This window comes from Psychrobacter sp. 16-MNA-CIBAN-0192, from assembly GCF_040309565.1.
GTDB lineage: Bacteria > Pseudomonadota > Gammaproteobacteria > Pseudomonadales > Moraxellaceae > Psychrobacter.
The window spans coordinates 180722-203502 of record NZ_JBEOOX010000002.1 but is presented as its reverse complement, the minus strand read 5'-3'; the positions used below and the strand labels follow the sequence as shown (position 1 = coordinate 203502).

Below are 22781 nucleotides of genomic sequence, written 5' to 3'. Positions count from 1 at the left end.
TTTATTACGGCTCATTTGATGTCTTTTTTTGATGATAGTTATTGCGATTATTAAGAATTTTGTACTATTTTTTGTTGTACCATTTTGTAGACACTGCTAAGGAACTCATATGTTCGCTGCCGCTATCGGCTCACCAAACTTGATGTTACAAGCGACTATTTTTCTGGGTGCAGCGCTACTTTTTGTACCGCTGGGCAAGCGGTTTGGCATTGCTACGGTACTTGGTTATCTAATTACTGGATTGATACTGGGACCCAGCGCCTTTGATATCGTAGGCGACGCTGAAAGCCTGCTGCATTTTTCTGAGTTTGGCGTGGTCATGCTGTTGTTTATCATTGGACTTGAACTGCAACCCTCTCGTCTTTGGGCGCTACGGCGGTCTATCTTTATGCTTGGCGGTTTGCAAGTCGGCTTGACTGGCGTGCTGCTGATGGCGATTTTATATCAGTTTTTCTCCCTACAATTAGATACCGCCTTCATTGTTGGTTTCGGCTTGGCTCTCTCCTCCACCGCTTTTGTGTTGCAAATTTTGACCGAAAAACAGCAGCTCTCTAGCACCCATGGGCGTGAAGCCTTTACCATTTTACTATTTCAAGATATCGCGGTTATCCCGTTGCTGGCGGTCATTCCGTTTTTGTCAGGCGTACGTGAACAAAGCTACGATTTGATTTATTTTGGTAAAGTATTTGCTGTCTTTGCAGGGTTAATTTTCTCTAGCCGCTATATTGTGCGTCCATTTTTTAAATTTGTGGCATTAAGCGGTGCCAGTGAATTGCTCACTGCTGTAGCCTTATTTATTGTTATGGGCGTGTCCATATTAATGGAGCATATCGGATTGTCGATGGCATTAGGCGCATTTTTAACGGGCGTATTACTCGCTGACTCTGAATACCGGCATGAGTTAGAAGCCAGTATTGAGCCATTTAAAGGGTTATTGCTCGGCTTGTTTTTTATGTCGGTGGGTATGCTGACCGATGTCAAACTGGTCATGTCTCAGCCAATATTTATCATCGGCTGTGCAATTGGGCTCATGCTGCTGAAGTTTGGTGTCGTCGCTTCCATTGCCAAGGTATCAGGTAATCGCTGGCCGACCAGTATTAGACTGGGGGTGACGCTAGCACAAGGCGGGGAATTCGCCTTTGTTTTGTTTAGTGTAGCGTCTGCTCAAAATGTCTTGCGTCCTGAACTGGCAAATATGCTGAATCTTATTGTCACCATTTCAATGGCACTTACCCCAGTTGCCTTTGTGCTATTAGAGAAATTTGGCGAGCCTTATTTTGCCAAGCGCAAACCCAGCCGCGAATACGACACCATTCCTGATGAGGAGCATGCGGTCATTATTGCTGGCTTTGGACGCGTCGGACAGATTATTGGGCGGGTATTACGGCTGCACAATATTGAATTTACCGCGATTGAACGTTCTGCAAATCGAGTGGATTTTGTGCGTAAATTCGGTAATCAAGTCTATTACGGCGACCCAAAAAATCCTGAAATCTTGCGCGCAGCAGGTATTAAAAAAGCCCGTCTGTTTATCATTGCAGTGGATGACTTAGAGCGCTCAATCACCACCGCTCAGTATTTAACCCGCAATTATCCCAAACTTATTATTTTAGCGCGCGCCCGTGACCGTCAGCATTATTACCGATTGCGTGAAGTCGGTGTGCGTCATATTTGGCGCGAAACTTATTTATCATCGCTTGATATGTCGCGCGAGTCTTTGCAATTACTAGGTATATCACCGCAAAAAGCACGCGAAACCATTCAAACGTTCCGCAATTATGATGACGACTTGATTGAACGCCAACAAGCCATTTATGGGGATGAAGCCAGTATGATTGAGTCGGCGCAGTCCGCACTGGCAGAGCTTGAGAGCTTATTTGATGAAGATATTGATAAAGCCCGCAAAATGGATTTGGGCGAATTTCATGAGGCATTAAAACAACAAGCAACGCCTGTTGAAGTGACGGAAAAAGATATTCCTAATAACCATGTTTAACTAAGAAAAAAACGTATTATTGTTAATAAAAAATTTAATTGCCAATAAAACGCTTAATTACTAGTACAGCTTTTAGGCGCTTGTTTCTTATTGAGCGAGCTGACGCACTGCCAGTTATCACTGGTTGCCTCGTGGTAAAACACCAAGGTTTGACCATTTAAATAGCGCGTTGGGAATTGGACATTTCGTACCGTAGCAATCACCGCGCAATCAGTTACCGGTGCGCCGTCTGCTTGATTACTCACATGCATCGTCACTTGCTGTGCATCAGTACTTAATGGCAAATTGACAGGACAGTTGCCAGTCTGCTCATAAATAAGCGCTACCCGCGTTTGAGCATTTTTGGCAATATCATAAGCGTCAAATAGCACTTCACGCTCTTTTTTCTTGGCAATAATGGGTAAAAACTGCACATTAATGACCATTAATACAAAGGCAAAAAACCCAAATCCCAATCCTAATCCATACAAGCTAACACCACCTTCACGCTGTAGATGCGCTTTTTGTGCTGCTTCATCACGCGGATAGTCATTGATCGCATCGGCTATCTCGCGCCGCGCCATACGGTAATAATAGGCATCTGTCCAGCGCGACACCATAAACGACCAAAACAGCCAAATGATTGCTGCAATACCCACACGCGTTGCCATATGATAGGCATCAGGGATATAAGACATCGCGGCAAATTCAAAAAAAACCAGTATCAACGCCACATTAAGCTGAATAAAAGACCACCCTGCCACGCTGTAAACAATCGCATCCATATAACGTTTGCGATACAGCAACCAAGGAAAGGTCATAAAAAAAGCTGCCCAATGCCATTTTGGTGACAGATACCCTTGCGCATCGAACTGCTCAAAGCGCTTTAAATAATAGCGCTGAGTTCGATGTCCAATAAACCATTGGTCTAACTGTTTGCGCTTGGCAGCCGTCAGCTTTTCTTGGTAAAACGGTGGCGGTGAATCCGTCTCAATGAATAACATAGCAGCAACCTCAGTTGGCTAATAAATGTGGCTGATAAATTAAGTTGATAAACCGTAAATCTGATTATCAGTAGTTTATTATAAGATAATGCCAAGCACTATGTATAGCTGACGATACTATTGAGATATATTGATAGTCATTAATATTGATAAATCATGCTGACTATAAATGAGCGATGGATAGACGTTCACACTAGAAATGATTTCGCCTATAATAGATGCAAACCCTTTATTAAGCCCTAGCCTCTTTATGAATAACTTGACCAATCCAGACATTCAGACCGACAGTCATACAGCGCACAGTGTTGATACCGAGACTACCAGCGCTCCAGAATCCAGTAAACATGTCCGTATCGTAAATACCTTTATGAAACGTCGCACGCACATGAATAAAAATGCAGAGCAAGCATTGACCGATCCAGAATTTAGTCAGTATCTGGTCAATAATAGCGTGGGCGATGGCAATCTTGATGGTATTGATGACTTACGCATTTTATTTACTGACACACCAAATGGTAGTGAAGCACCGCTGACGCTTGAAATTGGCTTTGGTCTTGGTGACTCCTTTATTGAAATGGCGGCAGCCGAGCCGACACGTAACTTCGTCGGTATTGAAGTTCATGAGCCCGGTATTGGTAAATGCGCTTATATGGCAGGTACGCAAAACCTAAGCAATGTTAAAATCATCAACGGTGATGCCATTCAACTGCTTAAGCAATTACCTGAAAACCATATCGACCGTATTCAGCTGTATTTTCCTGATCCATGGCAAAAGAAGCGCCATTATAAACGCCGCTTCGTCAGCCCCGAGCGTATGGCAATTGTGATGCGTAGTCTCAAACAAGGCGGCTGGTTTCATACAGCTACCGATTGGGAGCATTACGCTTTTTGGATGGTCGAAGTGTTGGATAATATCTCAGGATTGACCAACCTAGCTGGTAATGGCAACTTCACACCTCGTCCAGATTTTCGCCCGATGACCAAGTTTGAACGTCGCGGCTTGGAGCGTGGCCATGGGGTTTGGGATTTAATGTATAGCAAAGATTAATTTATCATGCCTACCCATCCATTATTTTAATATTGGCGACTGTCTCATACAGTCGCTTTTTTATAGCAACGTACTTTTATCTATTATCCTAAACTCCAAAAAAAGCTATCGTTACTCTTATCTATATTTTTTCATAGCAAATTGACTGAGAAACTCTCATTTTCTCACATTAATAATCATGATTAAAAAGCGGCATGGATTATTTTAATCTTAATCAACTATTTTCATGTAACGTCTAAACTACTTATCATTTGGTTAACTTAATTAGCAATCCAAGCCTATTCTCTGCATACCCATTGTTAATTGTAGATAGCAATTTTATAATTGTTAAAGAATATGCTACTAAGCATTAGTGATAATAAAGACTATATTTTACGCTTATCTTTGCTTAGTAATCAGCATCAACGATGTGAAACATGACTATAACTGCTATGTTTTACTGTGAAATAATAGCTTACTATCCTAGTATCTCAATCGCAGGGCAGCTCAGCATTATTATCATAGCAAGTGCAAAGCTTGGTAACATAAGGGATACACGAGTTCTCCACATTAGCTGTGGATAACCTTGTGGATAACCATCTACTTGACATGCAGCTGACTTGATAAGACAAAGGTTAAGATAAAACTGGTTACTTTTTGTACAATATATTTAATTAATAAAATCAATAACTTATCTATAACTCAAATAACAGCTTAATTATTTTTAAATTATTTTTAAATACGTTAATGTTTCACAATAATGGGCTACGAGCGCCTATTTATAAGGGTTGATAATTAAAAACAGTTCTCTCATCACTCAACTCAACTTATCACAATAAATGCAACGTTTAATAGTAATGCATTCAAATAATAATAAACTTGAGAAATTGAATAAATAACTTTGCTTTCACGTTTATATATTTACATACGACAATGAATGTCGTATAGCGTTTCCTGTAGCCTGCTATCTTGGACGGACTTTGATATAATAACCTTAGCCCATCAAACGATGGATAACACTATAAATAACATCATACAGCGATATAAGCAGTTGCTGATAAACTAGACTTTATTTCACTTTTATTATTTATACTATAGTAAGATGAGTTGATTTTATGCCTGTTTGCTTAGCACTATTATTATGACAGTTACGCTGAAATAGGCGATGATGCCTTAAAATAAAGTTCTGCTGCAGCTCTTTACTCCTCATACTCACTTCTATTTCTTTACGTTTTTATATTCTTCATTGACGACAAGGTATCCATTATGGACGACAATAAAGCCAAAGCCCTTAAAGCGGCACTCGGTCAAATTGAAAAGCAATTTGGTAAAAATACCATCATGCATTTAGGCGATAGTTCCGCAGCGCTTGATGTCGATGTGGTCTCAACAGGTTCGCTCGGTCTAGATATCGCTCTTGGTATTGGTGGTTTACCAAAAGGTCGTATCGTTGAAATTTACGGTCCAGAAAGCTCTGGTAAAACGACCATGACCCTGCAAGCGATTGCAGAGTGTCAAAAACAAGGCGGCACTTGCGCGTTTATCGATGCTGAGCACGCTCTAGATCCTGTTTATGCGCGTAAGCTTGGGGTCAATACCAATGATTTGTTAATCTCACAGCCAGATAACGGTGAGCAAGCGTTAGAGATTACCGATATGTTGGTACGTTCAGGTGCCGTCGATATGATTGTCATTGACTCCGTGGCGGCATTGACGCCGCGTGCTGAAATTGAAGGTGAAATGGGCGACTCGCACATGGGTTTACAAGCACGTTTAATGAGCCAAGCGTTGCGTAAAATCACCGGTAACGCCAAACGCTCCAACTGTATGGTGGTATTTATTAACCAAATTCGTATGAAAATTGGCGTGATGTTTGGTAGCCCAGAAACCACGACTGGCGGTAACGCGCTCAAATTCTACGCTTCAGTGCGTATGGATATCCGCCGCATTGGTGCGGTCAAAAATGGTGATGAAATCATCGGTAACCAAACCCGTGTGAAGGTCATTAAAAATAAAATGGCACCGCCGTTCCGTCAAGCTGAGTTTGAGATTACTTATGGTGAAGGCACCAATCATTTAGCAGAAGTGATTGATTTGGGTGTGGAAATCGGTGCTGTTGGTAAGGCAGGCTCATGGTATAGCTACGGCGATGAAAAAATCGGTCAAGGTAAAGCCAATTCAGTGCTGTTTTTAAAAGAAAATCCAGTAATTGCTGAAGAAATCGAAGCCAAAATTCGTGCTGAGAAATTAGGCGTTCCTAGCGAGCAGCAAGCGCCTGAGAAGTTAGAAGAGGAAGATGAGCTAGAATCTGCATCATTACAATAAGCCATTATCTTTTATGACTAGCATTCTAATTATTAATTGACTGTTATGGAAATTAAAACATTAGCCGAAATTTTAACCGAGTCAGATACTGACTCGGTTAACTTGCCTGTGTCCAAAATAAAAAAATCTTCTCATAAAAAACCAAGTACTAACAAAAAGGCAGTTTCTACAATAAATTCAGAAGTTCATGCCGCCGATGTTTACGAAAATTACCATGATACCGATTCTGATTCCTTTAATGATTCTTTCTCATCTAATCACTCTGGAACAACCCCTAATAAAAATCACCAAAAATCTAAAAAACGTAAAAAGCGTTTTCATCCAGCCGCTCACTTTACTGTAGAACCTACCGCTGCACCTGCATATCAGCCGCCAGCGCCACAAAGTATTAAAGAGATGCTTGCCGAAGTAAAGCGCGATATTCACGGTGAAAATGATATTAGCGAAAACCATAATGCTACCGCACTTGCTCAAAATCAGCGACTTGATCCTACTCTTGAAGCAGAGAACGAGATTAATCACGATGTCGATACCGATAATCTACCCTCAGCCCTAAAAGCCTATTTACGCTCGCCTGAACAACGCCAAGCTGATATAGATGCGATAAAAGCAGAAAGCCGTTTGCGTTGGTTGGCATTTTATTATCTATCACGCCGTGAATATGGCAAAGCCGAGCTTAGACAAAAACTGCTCGATAAAGAGCAAGACCCTGACAAAATCGACGCTTTATTAGACGAGTTTGAAGAAAAAGGTTACCAAAGTGACTATCGAACTACCTTAATGCTGATTCGCGAAAGTATCCGTAAAGGTCGCGGACGTGGTCATATTAAGCAGGAGTTTTATAAAAAAAAGGTGGTTGTACCTAGCAACATCGATGAGCTTATTGATATGGCTAACGCCGAGTCTGATGAATTTAGAGATTTTGTTGATGGTAGCGAGGACAGCTTAATAGGAGGCGTCGATTGGTTAAAACTTGCGGTCACGGCTCGTACCAAAAAATATGGTGCTACCATTCCAAGTGAGCAAAAAGCCAAAGCGCGACAATTGCGTTTTCTGCAATATCGCGGCTTTGATATGGATATTTGCTTTCAAGCGCTTAGCTATACGTTAGATACTTTAGATGAGCGCTTTTAATTAAACATTTTTATTAAATATGAGTTGCCAATATTTTTCAGTTAAATTTCTTTAAAATACAAGTGGCAACAAATCAGCCATAGTTTACTAGCAGCTTAATAATAGCCAAGCACCTTCCACCATATCAGCCCAGCGCCAATCCACACTACCAGATTGACCACACTCATAATACCGCCAATAATCCACCACTCTCCTAGCGTCACATAGTTGGAGTTGAAGATCACCGGTGCTGTACCCGTCGCATAATGGGTCAAGGTCATCATAATATTACCCGCTGCAGCCAGTATCAATGCGTATAACATTGGTGGCGCGCCTAAGCTTAAGCCGACTGCATAAAATGCGGCAAACAGCGCGGTAATATGCGCAGTCGTACTGGCAAAAAAGTAATGAATATATAGGTAAACCAAGGTTAAAATAGCAACCGCGCCCATCCAGCCGACCCCGGTCAGGCCAATCATTGTTTCAATATTATTTGAGAACCAGCCTACCAAGCCCAGCTTATTCAAATATGATGCCATCATAATCAATGCACCAAACCAAATAATAGTATCCCAAGCCGACTTTTCCTTAAGAATATCTTCCCAAGTCAGCACGCCCGTTAATATTAAAGTGGTTAAACCAATAAATGCCGTCGTCGTTGCATCAACGCCAAAGGCCTCACCAAAGATAAGCTCAGGAATATTCGCCCACAGTATCAGCATCAGTGCAAACACACCCAGCATTACTTTCTCATCACGGCTGACATGACCCATCTCTTTTAAGTTGTCTTTAGCAAAACCCTTAGCATCGGGCGTCACTTTGACTTCAGGGGGATAAATAAGATAAATCACCAGTGGCATGAGAAGCAAACACAGCATTCCCGGAATAAACATTGCCACAGCCCAAGTCGTCCAAGACAACTCAATCTCACTGCCCGTGGCTTTATTAACCAAGTCTACCACTAATGGATTCGGTGCCGTAGCGGTGATAAACATACCTGAAGTAATCGGATTGGCATGATAATTGACCATCGCTAAATAACGACCTATTTTCTTTTGCGTACCTTCCTCTGGCGTTGAATGAAAACTTTGAGCAATAGACTTCATAATAGGGTGAATAATACCACCACCACGAGCGGTATTAGAGGGCGTAATAGGCGCAATAATCAACTCGGCTGCGGTCAAAGAATAAGCAACCCCAATCGTTTTTTTACCAAAAATAGAGATAAAATAATAAGCAATACGGCGACCCAAACCAGTTTTGATTAACCCGCGAGAAATCATCACGGCAATACCAATTAACCAAATTAAAGGGCTAGAATAGCTGGATAGCGCGTCCTTTATCGCAGCTTCAGGACTCTCATTAGTGACTCCGGTGAGCGCAACTAAGGTCACAGCAATGATTGCCAGCGCTCCAATGGGCAGCACTTTACCAATGATAGCGACAATAGTCGCGATAAATAGCGCCAGCATATGCCACGCTTCTGGCGTAACACCAGTAGGTACGGGAATGATAAACCAGATAATCAGACCGACTAATACAGCAATGGTAGCGGGAATAGGCTTAAAGGGCATCAGGAAAACCTCCTTGTAACAGACTTGACTCACAACCTAGCACTGGTCATAAAGCAAAATAGAATGAATGATGATGCCATCATATAATAGTTATTAATAACCGCTATCTCTTCTCACCTTTTTTAACATATCTTTTAGCTCCTTATTAAATTGCTCTTAATAGCAGCTGAGCATTATATCGGAATATATGTTTGAGCTTATTTATGACAAAACGAACAGACATAAAAAAGAGCACGTTGATGAACGTACTCTTTTTGGTTTATCGAACTTTCAACAAGCGCTTTATCAAAGTAAATTTGATACACACAAAATCTATCGAAATATAATCTGTTAAGAAATTACAGGTTACGAAGGAATATTTACTTTTTCAAAGCATTTAGTCGGCTCGTCAGCTGGCTAATAATTTGATCGATTTCTTCATTGGCTTCAGGCTCATTGTCCAAATTGCCATGTGGCGTCAGCTGATTCATCACTTCAGGTAATAGCTCGGCTAGACCTTGACGCACTTCCATATCATTAGCGCCAGTATGCGCGGCAACCTGCTGAATTTCATTTTCATCAAATAGGCGATTGACATCATTGGGGTCAAGATTATCATTAAGCTCATGATTACTCATCCAAGACTGTGCTTGTTTCTCATAGCCCATACCCGTTATTTTAGAGAGCGCCCCGCTCAAGCCACCATTACGCTGTATCCAGCTCAGTACCATTGGCATAAGTGCTGCCACCAGCATACCTTTACCACCAAAGCCGCCTCGCGTACGTTGACCGCCAAGCACACTACCCAAAATGTCGCCCAAGCCGCCAGACTGACTACCAGCACGGCTATTGCCGCGACTTTGATTATTGCCGCCAACCAATCCGCCCAATATATCTTCTAATCCAAAATGATTGTCTTGCTGGCGATCATATTGCTGAGGATTATAATCTCGTGGCTGATTGCGACTGCCAGTCAGCACACCGCCCAAAATGTCGCCAAGACCGCCCGTGCGACGTGGGGTGATACGCTGATTAATAGGATTACGCTGATGGTCTTCTGGATCAATGGCGCTGCGAGCAACTTGCGATACTAAGTTCCCTAATAAACTCATAATATTCTCCTTTTATTATTCAAATTATTATTTATCAATTGTAAATAAATCATCAACCAATATAGCAAATCCTACTCAGCGTCTAGATAGGTGTTTTGTTATAGGATGTATGGCTTCGTTAGCAGCTATATTTTCTAATATAAATAAGTTTAGATAAATAGCTCTAGATAATAAAAGCTTAATCATAAATAAAAAGGAATTAGTAAAAAAAGTTAATGAGCAGTGATTGGGACAACGGTAGCTAAAATGTTAAGCTGTCGCCACTCCCGAGCGGACACTTGATCACGAAACACAGTGAACGATAAGCTGCGTTGATACGGTTCGATAATACTAAATTCAAAGTGAATACACAGCGGATAGCGGTGCAGCTTAGATAAATGCGCTTGCCATAGCGCATCGTCACGACTGGTACGCATGAGTAATTGCCAATGCTGATCTACTCGGTGCTGCAACGGCGGCTGGCTAATATGTAGCAGTATAGGACGAATTAACGCTAAATAACATGCAAACCCTGCGCTTACAATGAGCAGCAAGACATTTTGAGCAAGTGATAACTCGGCAAGCCAAGCCAATAACCCCATTACAACTATCAAGCTGGCATACAATGCGGTTCGTAAATGGCTAGACGGCTTTATCGCCGTATCAATACGTAAGGAATGTTTATCAGTCATATTATCAATCACTATTTATTAAGATTACAGCGGTTTAGAATGACGCCATATTTTAATTTTATTGACCAGCGCCCAAATTGCCTCATCTTCAGGCTGACTCTGATTGGTAAAATAATCTAATAAATCCGGATCTTCATGGGTGAGCATCTGAGCAAAGGTCTCTTGTTCATCTAATGTTGCCGTTAAATATAGCTCTTTTACATAAGGGTCGATGTAAAAATCCAACTCCTTAAGTCCACGGCGGGCTTGGTAAATAATACGGCGCTGCTCATCCGTTGGTGCAGGTGATAATTGATTATCTGATTGCATGACGCTCATAACAATGACCTTTATTTGAGGTTATAATTGAAATTGGATATAAAATAGTATTGATATTAAATCATTAAATAGTTTTGGTTTCATCATATGCTACCAATTGCTGCCATAGCGCGACGGCTTGTTGCATCATAGCAACATTATGGGTACGGATAATACTGGCACCCTGCTGCAACGCAAAAAGACCGGCAGCCGTTCCTGCTGAGTCTCGCTCAAAAGCTTGCGTTTCTGCAACGGCTGGTACGCCACTTTTTGTCAACACTTCAGCTAAAAACCGTTTGCGCGAGATACCAAACATGATTGGATAACCAAGACTCTGTAGCGAGTTTAGCTCAGTTAATAGCGCACAATGATGCGCATAATCTTTAGCAAAACCAAATCCTGGATCGATAATAATATTGTTAGATTTAACGCCAAGATTGATGACTTCATCAAGCCTAGATGTTAACTCTGCCTTAACCTCTTTAGTGACATCTGTATAATGCGCCAGATTATTCATAGTGGTCGGCTCACCGCGCATGTGCATTAACATTACTGGAATATCAAGTTTTGCAGCCATTAGCGCTGCACCTTCCCGGCTTAAAGCGCGCACATCATTCCAAATATCAGCCCCTTCTTGAAAAGCTGCCTGCATCACATCCGGATTACTGGTATCAATAGATAACCATATCTCATTACCGCACTGCTGGCGAATTGCCTTAACAATAGGAACGACCCGTTGCAGCTCATCATCAGTTGCTACCGTTTCGGCATTCGGACGTGTAGATTCACCACCAATGTCAATAATAGTAGCACCTGCCGCAATCATCTCTTTACAATGAGCAACTGCGTGAGCAACGCTATTAAATTGACCACCATCAGAAAAAGAATCTGGGGTCACATTTAAAATACCCATGATATGAGGCTGGGATAAATCTAAACATTTACCACGGCTGCTGATGTTGAAACTGGGTAACGGCTGGAACAATGACATAATCAATCCATTAAAATAAGCAGTAGAGAAAATTGAGTCAGCCCATCATATCAGTAAACCTGCTAACTATTTAAAATAGCGCATCAAATTAGTGCGCACAAAAAAGCCCTTTATAAAAAGGGCTTTTTATATAAGACAATAACTGCTCACTCTACATTGCTGGAAGTGGTGGCGGTGTTGAACCCGTCGTTTTTATATCACTCTTCGATAAGTTCACTTCCGTGTGCTGATAGACTTTAGGTGGACGAGGTGCTTCACCCGCTAAGATATCCTGCAACTGATCGCGATCAATCGTTTCCCACTTCATCAAGGCATCAACCATTGCATGCATCTTATCATGATTGGCTTCAATCAATTCACGAGCAATATCATATTGCTCTTCTAACATTCGGCGTACTTCTTCATCAACTTTTTGCTGTGTGGCTTCCGATATCGTACGGCTGCCCCCACCAAAGTAACCTTGCGAGCTGTCATCATCTTCATAGACCATGATGCCAAGCGCATCTGACATACCGTATTTAGTGACCATGGCACGTGCCATTTTAGTTGCACGCTCAAAGTCATTTGATGCACCAGTTGACATTTGATTGATAAACACTTCTTCGGCAATACGACCACCAAATAAAATAGCAATATCGCTTAGCATTTTAGATTTATACAGACTGGTCTGATCATGCTCAGGCAACTGCCAAGTAACACCAAGGGCAAAGCCACGCGGCATAATAGTCACTTTATGTACAGGATCTGTACCCGGCAATAACTCCGCTACTAAAGCATGACCGGACTCATGATATGCAGTGGCGCGGCGCTCTTCTTCACGAATCACCATAGATTTACGCTCAGGACCCATATATAGCTTGTCTTTTGCGTCTTCAAAATCATTCATATCAACGCTACGCTTGTTACGACGAGCGGCGAATAATGCTGCCTCGTTTACAAGGTTGGCAAGCTGTGCACCACTAAAGCCTGGCGTACCACGCGCTAATGAATGCGCATCAACACTGGTCGTATTAGGCAGTTTCTTCAAATGCACTTTTAAAATCTGTTCACGCCCTTTGATATCTGGCAAGCCTACTTGTACCTGACGGTCAAAACGACCCGGACGTAGTAATGCTTTATCAAGCACGTCAGCACGGTTGGTTGCCGCAATGACAATAACGCCTTCATTACCTTCAAAGCCGTCCATCTCAACCAGTAACTGGTTAAGCGTCTGTTCGCGCTCATCATTACCACCACCCATACCGGAACCACGATGACGACCGACCGCATCAATTTCGTCAATAAAGATGATACATGGGGCACTTTTCTTTGCCTGCTCGAACATATCACGTACGCGTGAAGCGCCGACACCAACGAACATCTCAACAAAATCAGAACCTGAGATTGAAAAGAACGGCACTTTAGCTTCACCAGCAATGGCTTTTGCCAATAGCGTTTTACCCGTACCTGGCGGACCTACCATCAAGATACCACGTGGAATAGTGGCACCCAATTTTGTAAATCTATCTGGTGAGCGCAAAAACTCAACGACTTCTACTACTTCTTCTTTAGCTTCTTCACAACCAGCAACATCATCAAAGTTCACTTTGATTTGATCTTCGGTTAGCATTTTAGCTTTCGACTTGCCAAAGCTCATCGGACCGCCGCCTTTACCGCCAGCGCCGCCCTGCATATTACGCATAAAGAATAAAAAGAGACCAATAATCAGTAAGATTGGGAAGCTGGCAATCAATAGCTGCATAAGCACACTTTGACGTTTAGGCGCAGTACCTTGGACTTCAACTTTATTTTCACGCAGTAATGGCATTAACTGATCGTCCATTACAGCAGGACGAATAGTCTCAAAGGCAGAGCCATTTTTTTTCTCACCGGTGATCTGCTCGCCGTCAATCTCAACACTGGCTACTTGCTTTTCTGACACTGCGGTCACAAACTCAGAGTAGTTAAGGTTATCCGGCTCAGATGATTTATCAAAGCCGCTAAACACCAGCACTAAAACGCCGATTACCACCAGCCACAATAAGGTATTTTTTACCATGTCGCTCACTAGTTATTCCCATCCCTTACTTATTGGTGTGTTTACTAAACACGTGACGTCTTCAAAGTGATGATCTACTGCCCATTCAAACTATTTTTAGATAAGTATCTAAATCACTCTAGAAACTTCGTTTTATCTGAAAACATATAATGACTGCAATAAATGCTTCTCTCTTAAACGACTTTGCTCAAAACAATTTATTGTTAAAAGTGCCGAAAACAAAGTTAATATACCACGATATGTGGTTTTAACTTTCAAAATTCAAGCAGAACAGTGGTTTATTCGGTTAACAAATGTAGCTATTTCTGACATAACTTATCACATCATAATTCGCCACACAGGTGCATTGATTTTACGGATTTACACATTATTTAATCGCAATCCAAAATATCTCTTTTGAACGTGCACGTGAGGCATCAGGCTTTATACTACGAATTTTGCTGAACTTTTCTTGCATCTGCTTGCGCAACTCTTGTTCGCCCGCACCTTGAAACATCTTCATAATCAAAGCACCGCCTACAGGCAAGGTTGCTAAAGCAAAATCTACCGCAAGCTCGCACAGATACATCATCCGTGGCTGATCTACCGCGCTATTACCAGAAGTATTGGGTGCCATGTCAGACAAAACAACATCTACTTGCCGATCACCAACCTCTGCCATAATGCTATCGAAAACGTCAGCTTCACGAAAGTCGCCCTGTATAAAGGTTACGTTCTCTAACCTATCCATCGGCAAAATGTCAGAGGCAATTAAAATGCCTGTTTCACCAACCAGTGTGCCGGCAACCTGTGACCAACTCCCGGGCGCACTGCCCAAATCAACTACCGTCATACCTTTAGTAATCAGTTTGGTCTTCTCATTAATTTCAAGTAACTTATAGGCAGCACGCGCGCGATAGCCTTCTTTTTGAGCTTGCTTTACATAAAAGTCATCAAGATGCTCTTTCATCCAAGCACTACTACTTTTTGAAAGACTTTTATTTTTAATACGCGTGGCCAAAATAGATGCTCCTACTTAACGATAAATTATTTCGAGTATCAAAGAGTTAATCAAAGGATAACAGGTTTGGTAATAGGTTGAACCTATATCAACGTCAGTAGTTGATTCATATATGTGGTCATCATAAGTGACTGCAAGCTGATCTGCTAAATTAACGATAGAATGGTCTAAATTGACGATAGTATGAATGATTTAACAGATTTATCAGCCCGTAGCGTTTATAATGTCCTATTAAAGTCAGTTTAACATTTTCATGGCATAAAATCGTGCAGAATCCCGCTGATTTTATATCAAGACCTTTCTACCTATTATTTACCAATAGCTAATATCAATACTATTACTTTTCAGAAATGAGCAGTTTAGCTGGCTATAACAGTGCCGTTAATCTTAATGGTTAAAAAGATAAATAGGCTAATGATAAGTGGATTGGTATAAGCACCCTGTTTGACCCTGACTTTTATATTTTTATTTCTCAACGCTTAGGAATTTTATGGAACTTGATAACGCTACGCTTAAACGCCTAAAAGGTATTGGTCATGAGCTAAAGCCGGTCGTCATGATTGGCAACAACGGCGTCACCCCAGCCATTACTGAAGAGATTGACCGCGCCTTATCGGATCATGAACTGATTAAAGTAAAGCTGCCAGCAGGCAGTAAAGATGAACGTGATGCGGTGACGACTGCGCTTGCCAAAAATGCTAAAGCACAAGTGGTTCATACCATCGGACGTATGGCATTATTGTTACGTAAAAACCCTAATGCCAATCCAAAGCTATCGAATTTATCACGTCATGCTTAGTCTTATGTATTTTAGTCTTATGTATATTAGTTACGTGTCTTGATAAGATTAATTGATGATTAAGTTGAAATAACGTATTTCATCAATAGCAGTGCAAACTATAAAAGCCGCAGTGCATGAGTGCTCGCGGCTTTTATATTGTCTCAATATTGATTACTAGACAAGCTCTAGCTTTTTTTAGTTACTCTATCTGTTTTTGGCAACTTCTCATTATTCATATCTATTCTTATTCAATTTTTATTCTTTACGGCGTTGTCTTATGGTTCAGACCTTTAAATTATGCTTAGCCACAGAAACATTAGAAGCCGATGCAGAGCAGCTAGGCGTCACGCCGACACAGCTACAGGATATTCAAGTAATTGTTGATGTCACTTTCATTCAACAGCCTATACCGTGCTTATCATTTACATATCATATTCGATTGTCTAACAGCCATTTAGCCGCACAATTAAATTGGGCAGAGTGGCAGGCTAGCAACGTCAGCTTTACTGATTTTTTATGGGAACAGACTTGTCTGGAATGTTTTATTGCTAATGGATTTGATGAGCATAATGAGACAGCAGGTTATATCGAAATTAATGCCAGTCCAAATGGTCATTATGCGCTGTATCAGTTTGAGAGTTATCGGAATCCTGCATTATTGCCACCGTCGCCTTTGTTACAGGCAGATAAAGAAATACGCGCGTACATTGATTGGCATAATAATTCAGATGGTTTTAATAATAAAACGATATCAAAACTCGTGCGCGCCGTTACCCCTTGTTTAGCTTATAAGCCTACTAATAGCTGCGATTTAAGTCATCTCATATTTATGCCACGTTATTGCTATCAGCGCAGCTTTAGCGTGCCAGTAGCACAATTATCAGTATCATTAGGTAAAAGCCATACGCAGCACGAACAGAATAAATTTATCAAGCTGATACATCCCTGTGTCATTCTACAGTTTGGTCAGACGCCATTATATTATGCATCGGTTCATGCTTCGCCCCCCGACTTTCATCAACGCGTTTATTGGTCACCGTTCAAAATTTAGCCAGTCGTGCTTTAACATTCAGTAAATGACAATGTTGTATGGTTAGTATTATGTCAATCATCCCGTTAAAACCACCTTAAAATTAAAAAACCCAGTAATAGACGACTGCCATTACTGGGTTAAAAAGCATTTAATAATATAGGTTTAGTATTTGGCTGCTACTAATTAATTATCTGCCATTGCTAAATAGATACCACGGTTTGATGCATCATCAACATATTGTGAATCACGCCAAGTGCTGTAGCCATAGATATTACTATATGGACTGATGCTATTTTGACGGAAGTCAGATATCCAATGTGAACCATCAAAAATCTGAATATGACCATGCGGATGCTTTGAGCTGCGATCAAATACAACGACATCACCAACTTGGGTAGGTGTATTATTGCTAATCTTAGTGAAACCAGCTTGAGCAAGCGTACCGCGAGTAGCGTACTGATAAGCAGATGGGTTTGGTGTAAATTCATAACCCGCTGACTGCAATGCTTTACGAACATAACGTGCACAATAACCAGAGCTTCTAGACAGTGCCACGCGTGACGCACGGGCAGCAGCAATAGCAGGCGCTGAATTTTGATCTAATACTGCTTTAAACTGCTGCTGTTTTTCAGCATATAAGCGACGCGATAACGTATCAAGCTCGCTGCCTTTTTGCTTTAATACTCTAATAGCGCGGGTGATTTCACTATTATTAGAAACATGCACCCCACCATTATTGGTACTATAGATGTTTTGCGATGAACCGTAGGAATTGGAATTAGCGATATTTGCTCTGCTATAAGTCAGCGTGCTATTTGAGATGGTATTTACCGCAGCACCACTCGTTTGTGCTACGCCCATGCCCAATACTGACAAAATTAATAAAGCCTTTTTCATAAATTTACTACCTATTGTTAATGCAAGTGTGCTCATCATCCATGACAAAGCAGTAATTAATTTAGAAGAGATTACAATCAAATAAACATGATAAAATCTTGATATTCACAGTGTGCGCTTTTTGGTTAAGCAAATTTTCAATCATTCGCTGTCACATCACCTAATAGATGAGGGCTTACGATGTTAAAAAAACAGCCTAATCGGCTCGCTCAACTTATCGATCACCAAGCATTCTCTGGTAGCGCTCTACCGCGAAGTTTGGCTGATAACGTGCGTCTTTATACGCAAGCTACCCATGAAGTAAAAACATTATTAGTAGACTGTTTACCAGAAGAGATACTTGATAGCTGCTGGGTTGTGGGTCTAACACCAGAGCAACTTTCTCTGAGTGTGACCTCAATGACCGCAGCCAATCATATCCGATATTTACAAAATGCTTATCTTGAAGTGTTAACCAAACAGTCTATTACATTTAAACAACTCAAGCATATCCATGTCGTGATAGCAAAAATTCCTGCTAAATCTCCTTATAGTAAGGAGTCACTAACATCTCTCTCACCCTTATCAGACAAGGTTAAAGCCAGTACAAATAAGGGGCTGAGTCAAAATACAAAGCGGACTATATCACAGGCTGCAAAGCATGTCACGGTTGATAAAAAACTGCAAAAAGCACTTTTACAACTATTAGAAGACTAAAAGGCGTCAAGTTACAATGTAAAGTTAAGTAAATTAAGTACTGAAAATTCGACTAAAAAGGCGTGTTTTTTAGAATATTGCCCACAAAAAAAACGTCTATCGCTTACATCACTATATCGGATTTAAGCAATAGACGTTTTTTTATCGGTTGAAGAGTTGGTGAACACTAGCCTTCAAGATATTATATTAAGAGGATACTTAAGGGGCAAAAGCGAAGTTGGCATCGCCCCATTATGGCCAATGTAATCTTACGTAAATGTTGCGATACATCGTGTATAGACGTGTATTTACCCTTCAATAGCTAGTGGCAATGCTGGCAAATATTCTATTGGACAAGTTACATTGTCATCAAAAGTTACAACTTCGAAATTATTTGGGTCCGATAAAATCTCGCGAACCAATAAATTATTTAGCGCATGACCAGATTTATAGGCGTTAAAACGACCCAATAATGGATAGCCAATTAAGTATAAATCACCTAAAGCGTCAAGTATTTTATGACGGACAAACTCATCAGCAAAGCGTAAGCCTTCAACATTTAAAATCTTAGCTTCATCAATAACAATGGCGTTGTCCATACTACCACCTAACGCTAAGTTATTGCGGCGTAAGGCTTCGATATCGGTTAAAAAGCCAAAAGTACGTGCTGCACTCAACTGCTCGATAAAGTTCTCAGTCGAAAAACAAAGCTGAGCGTGCTGCAAGTCTTTATTAAATGCTGGATGATCAAAATCAATCTCAAAATTCAACTCAAAACCATCATATGGACGTAGTTCTGCCCATTTGTCATCGACCTTAACCCGTACAGGACGGATGATCTTTAAAAATTTCTTGGCACTGTCTTGTTCACACAATCCAGCTTGCAGTAAAAGATTCACAAACGGCGCCGCACTACCATCCATAATCGGTATTTCGGCAGCAGAAACACGAACTAATAAATTATCGACACCTAAACCAGCAATAGCGCTCAATAAATGCTCTACTGTACCCACACGAGTACCGCCAAAAACCAAATTAGAGGACATCATGGTATCTTGTACCAAAAATCCACTGGCAGGAATAGGGGTGCTACCAACAATGTCAGAACGCTCAAACACGATTCCGGTGTTAACAGGCTGCGGATGAAACTCTAAGTTAACAGGTTCGCCACTATGTAAACCAATACCTGTTACAGATATTATTTGATTAATAGTTCGTTGATTCATGGCTACTTCCTCACATATCTTGTTACAATTATCCTAGTGTACCATTTGCGACTACTTATTCGCTATAGTTAAAAAATGCTAATTTACTCATATCAATGTTTAGTGACACTTATTAACACTATTAATTAGCTTTTTTTAAGGTGTTTTACATCTTATTAATCAACATTATTCAGTTAAATTACGTTATATTTATCGAGCTCTGAGCTTATTACCATATAGTTTTGCTAAAAAAGCCAGCATTATTCATGCTGGCTTTTTTAAGATGTGCTTGACAGAGTATCTCATTAACACAATGAGCTAAGCAGTCAAATAAAGTAGCTCCCAATATTTATCTATTTTGCTGACGCTTAAGATAATCTTGGATACTGTTAGTTTTGGTCTGTGGTTGCTCTTGCATAGCTGGCGCACGCGTCATACTGTCTTGATACAATTGAGTTTTTGTCTGCTGCTGGCTGTTTAGCGCACTGGTATGCTGACTTGGATCAACCGATTGAGTACTGGTAACCGAAGGAATTGGCTGCTGTTGTTGCTGACCGGCGTCCTCATCTAAGGTTAGACCTGTTGCAATCACCGTAACATGTAACTCATCGCCCATATCTTCGTCGACGACTGAACCGTAGAAAATGTTGGCATCATCAGTATCAGTAATCCCTTCAACGATTTCACTGATTTTGCTGAATTCGTCAAGCGATAGGCTTTGTGAAGAGATAACGTTAACCAATAGACCTTTCGCATTTTCTAAACGCAGATCATCAAGCAACGGCGATTTGATGGCTTTTTCAGTAGCTTCACGAGCACGATCGTCGCCACTGGCGCGACCAATACCCATCATTGCATGACCTTTAGCGGTCATTGCTGTACGGATATCGTTAAAGTCAATATTAACCAAACCTGAACGGGCGATGGTTTCAGCAATACCTTGTACCGCATGCATTAATACATCATCCGCTTTTTTGAACGCATCTTGCATTGATAAGTTGCCGTAAACGCTCATCAACTTATCATTCGGAATGGTAATGATAGAGTCTACAAAGTTGGTCAGTTGCTCAATACCCGCTTTAGCCGCTTTAATACGTTTGCCGCCTTCAAATTTAAAAGGGGTGGTGACCACAGCAACGGTTAATACTTCCATCTCTTTGGCAATACGAGCGACAACCGGTGCCGCACCGGTGCCTGTGCCGCCGCCCATACCTGCGGTAATAAACACCATGTCTGAGTGTTCAAGTAACGCACGAATTGCTTCTTCTTCACTCTCAGCCGCTTCACGACCTACTTCCGGATTCGCACCCGCGCCTAGACCACGATTGCTCTTAGCGCCGAGCTGTAATTTATGCGGTGCGGTCAGGCGATCAAGGGCTTGCTTATCTGTATTGGCACAGACAAACGTGACCCCTTTAATGCCTTGTTGCACCATATGCTCAACGGCGTTACCGCCGCCGCCACCAACCCCAAACACGATAAAGCGTGCTTGACCATTAGTTTGAGGTTTATTATCATCTGGCATGGTGTATTTTGACATAGAAAAGATTCTCCAGTTGCAGATAGCATAAGGGTCGATAGATAATTAGGCACTCGCATGGCGTGCTATCGACGTACTATATATAAATGTATATAAATAAAATAGGGTAAAAAAAGCATGATTTATCTCGACCCTTAGAGGGATCATAATAAACCATGACACTTCTTTTTAAATCAAATACTTACAATATTTTTTTAAATAGGCCACTAAATCGTTGTCCAACACCTTGAAAAACGGTGCTGAAGCCCGATTTTTCTACGGCTTCAACTTCACTTTGTTCACTATGCCGGAACTGCTCGCTTTGACTATATAGTAACGTACCAAAAGCAGTATGATAAGCTCGGTCATTAAGATGCGCATTGAGCTGTTTTGAGGCTTCTGGATTATCCGTATGATTATAGGCACTAATATGTGGATGACTGTTGGTCAATACGACTGGCATTTTGAGCAATTTTTTAGCAAAAGGTACCATACCTTTAATAGCGCTGCCCCCACCAGTTAACACAATACCGCGATCGATATAGCCTATGAGTCCTGCTTGATGCAATTGACGCATGACTTCCGTAAATATACTGACATAACGAGCTTCTATCGTTTGCGCAAGTTTGTACACACTCACATTAATCTCATCACTTGACCCTTGGGGTCTAAATATAAAAAAAGCACTGGGGTCAATACTTTGCACATCGACAGTACCATGCAATTTTTTGAGCTTCTCAGCCTCTATCATGGAGATAGCAAAATCTGCGGAGATATCCATGGTCACTTCATGGCTGCCTGTCGCCACGCAATGCGTAAAAATCAGTTTATTTTCTTTATAAACGCAAATACTAGTGGTGCTAGCGCCAATATCTATCAAACACACGCCTTGTTGGCGCTCTTCTGTTAGCAGACTATATTCTGCGCTGGTTACTGCATCAAAGACTACGTGGTCGACGCCTACATCACAACTTTGCAGCAGCTTTTGCAGATTTTGACGAGTGACAACTGGCAGCATCATCATGTGATACATAACAGTAATATCGTCAGCAACCATCTCAATGGCATCGTCAACAATACTCTCTTGCTCGTCAATATAGATACCTTGTTGACAGCAATGCATCAAATAACAGTTCGATGGTAAGTCCTGCCTTTTTGCATCAGATAACGCGCCTACCATATCCGTAGTACGCACTACTTCACCGTCAACTTGCGCGTGGCCGGCACTGTTTTTACTCAACAACTCTGGCGTCGATAAAGTCAGCCAAACGCTATGAACTCGGCAATTAGCGGTATCTTCTGCTTCTTGAATTGCCTGTTTGATTGCACTTTGCAAGCGTTCTCGATGTTTTATTTGACCTTGATAAAAGTCACTGTTTTTTACGTGCCCGATACCTATAATGCGAATGTCCGTTGCAGACACAACACTACCAATCACAGCATAGACTGCCGTAGCACTTAAATGGACAACCACCAGATTTTCAGTATTTTTCATGGTACCAGACAAATCATTGTTAAACAGGAGACTGCATGACGTCTCCATTAAATCATTAAAAAATAAGGTC

19 protein-coding genes are annotated in these 22781 nt (G+C 41.3%); 7 read left to right on the top strand and 12 right to left on the bottom strand.

All coding sequences use genetic code 11. From position 1 onward, the window contains the following. The first annotated feature begins 109 nt into the window (after positions 1–109). A complete protein-coding gene (locus tag AAEY78_RS02720; protein ID WP_352337112.1) occupies positions 110–1996 on the top strand; it encodes a monovalent cation:proton antiporter-2 (CPA2) family protein in 1887 nt (628 codons plus the stop codon). Between the two features lie 53 nt (positions 1997–2049). On the opposite strand, the gene AAEY78_RS02715 is transcribed toward AAEY78_RS02720, so the two are convergent. After that, positions 2050–2979 carry a pilin gene (locus tag AAEY78_RS02715; RefSeq protein WP_352337110.1) on the bottom strand — a complete coding sequence of 310 codons (930 nt, stop codon included), beginning with the start codon at positions 2977–2979 and terminating at the stop codon, positions 2050–2052. Between the two features lie 250 nt (positions 2980–3229). Between AAEY78_RS02715 and trmB the strand changes: the two genes are divergently transcribed. From trmB to AAEY78_RS02700, 3 genes are all read left to right on the top strand, one after another. Further along, the gene (gene trmB, locus AAEY78_RS02710) at positions 3230–4027 is read left to right on the top strand and encodes a tRNA (guanosine(46)-N7)-methyltransferase TrmB (protein WP_502943624.1); all 798 of its coding nucleotides are present in this window, start codon (positions 3230–3232) and stop codon (positions 4025–4027) included. Between the two features lie 1245 nt (positions 4028–5272). Continuing rightward, a complete protein-coding gene (gene recA, locus AAEY78_RS02705) occupies positions 5273–6331 on the top strand; it encodes a recombinase RecA (RefSeq protein WP_352337108.1) in 1059 nt (352 codons plus the stop codon). A gap of 45 nt (positions 6332–6376) precedes the next feature. Further along, positions 6377–7465, top strand: coding sequence for a regulatory protein RecX (locus tag AAEY78_RS02700; protein WP_352337106.1), 1089 nt, complete (start codon positions 6377–6379; stop codon positions 7463–7465). Between the two features lie 95 nt (positions 7466–7560). Here AAEY78_RS02700 and AAEY78_RS02695 read toward each other — a convergent pair whose 3' ends face one another. From AAEY78_RS02695 to AAEY78_RS02665, 7 genes are all read right to left on the bottom strand, one after another. Continuing rightward, a complete protein-coding gene (locus AAEY78_RS02695) occupies positions 7561–9018 on the bottom strand; it encodes an anion permease (protein WP_352337104.1) in 1458 nt (485 codons plus the stop codon). A gap of 359 nt (positions 9019–9377) precedes the next feature. Beyond that, a complete protein-coding gene (locus tag AAEY78_RS02690) occupies positions 9378–10109 on the bottom strand; it encodes a YidB family protein (protein WP_352337102.1) in 732 nt (243 codons plus the stop codon). 212 nt (positions 10110–10321) lie between these two features. Further along, positions 10322–10780, bottom strand: a complete 459-nt coding sequence (locus AAEY78_RS02685; protein WP_352337100.1) for a hypothetical protein — start codon at positions 10778–10780, stop codon at positions 10322–10324. 24 nt (positions 10781–10804) lie between these two features. Then, positions 10805–11098 carry an FAD assembly factor SdhE gene (locus AAEY78_RS02680; protein WP_502943621.1) on the bottom strand — a complete coding sequence of 98 codons (294 nt, stop codon included), beginning with the start codon at positions 11096–11098 and terminating at the stop codon, positions 10805–10807. Positions 11099–11162: 64 nt separating this feature from the next. Continuing rightward, positions 11163–12068, bottom strand: a complete 906-nt coding sequence (gene folP / locus AAEY78_RS02675) for a dihydropteroate synthase (RefSeq protein WP_352337098.1) — start codon at positions 12066–12068, stop codon at positions 11163–11165. A gap of 151 nt (positions 12069–12219) precedes the next feature. After that, complete coding sequence (gene ftsH / locus AAEY78_RS02670; RefSeq protein ID WP_352337096.1) at positions 12220–14115, bottom strand: ATP-dependent zinc metalloprotease FtsH; 1896 nt, start codon at positions 14113–14115, stop codon at positions 12220–12222. A gap of 358 nt (positions 14116–14473) precedes the next feature. Continuing rightward, entirely contained in the window at positions 14474–15106 is a 633-nt protein-coding gene (locus AAEY78_RS02665; RefSeq protein ID WP_352337094.1) for an RlmE family RNA methyltransferase, read from the bottom strand. 490 nt (positions 15107–15596) lie between these two features. Between AAEY78_RS02665 and AAEY78_RS02660 the strand changes: the two genes are divergently transcribed. Together AAEY78_RS02660 and AAEY78_RS02655 are read left to right on the top strand one after the other, a co-directional pair. Next, positions 15597–15905: a YhbY family RNA-binding protein gene (locus AAEY78_RS02660; RefSeq protein ID WP_352337092.1), complete on the top strand. Its 309-nt coding sequence runs from the start codon at positions 15597–15599 to the stop codon at positions 15903–15905. 259 nt (positions 15906–16164) lie between these two features. Further along, the gene (locus AAEY78_RS02655) at positions 16165–16938 is read left to right on the top strand and encodes a DOMON domain-containing protein (RefSeq protein ID WP_352337090.1); all 774 of its coding nucleotides are present in this window, start codon (positions 16165–16167) and stop codon (positions 16936–16938) included. 165 nt (positions 16939–17103) lie between these two features. On the opposite strand, the gene AAEY78_RS02650 is transcribed toward AAEY78_RS02655, so the two are convergent. Continuing rightward, positions 17104–17817: a CHAP domain-containing protein gene (locus AAEY78_RS02650; RefSeq protein WP_352337088.1), complete on the bottom strand. Its 714-nt coding sequence runs from the start codon at positions 17815–17817 to the stop codon at positions 17104–17106. 180 nt (positions 17818–17997) lie between these two features. Between AAEY78_RS02650 and AAEY78_RS02645 the strand changes: the two genes are divergently transcribed. Continuing rightward, on the top strand, positions 17998–18513 hold the full coding sequence (locus tag AAEY78_RS02645; protein WP_352337086.1) for a hypothetical protein: 516 nt from the start codon (positions 17998–18000) through the stop codon (positions 18511–18513). Between the two features lie 287 nt (positions 18514–18800). On the opposite strand, the gene lpxC is transcribed toward AAEY78_RS02645, so the two are convergent. From lpxC to ftsA, 3 genes are all read right to left on the bottom strand, one after another. After that, on the bottom strand, positions 18801–19718 hold the full coding sequence (lpxC, locus tag AAEY78_RS02640) for a UDP-3-O-acyl-N-acetylglucosamine deacetylase (RefSeq protein WP_352337084.1): 918 nt from the start codon (positions 19716–19718) through the stop codon (positions 18801–18803). A gap of 328 nt (positions 19719–20046) precedes the next feature. After that, on the bottom strand, positions 20047–21237 hold the full coding sequence (gene ftsZ / locus AAEY78_RS02635) for a cell division protein FtsZ (protein ID WP_352337082.1): 1191 nt from the start codon (positions 21235–21237) through the stop codon (positions 20047–20049). Positions 21238–21418: 181 nt separating this feature from the next. After that, positions 21419–22711, bottom strand: coding sequence for a cell division protein FtsA (gene ftsA / locus AAEY78_RS02630; protein ID WP_352337080.1), 1293 nt, complete (start codon positions 22709–22711; stop codon positions 21419–21421). Positions 22712–22781 lie beyond the last annotated feature (70 nt).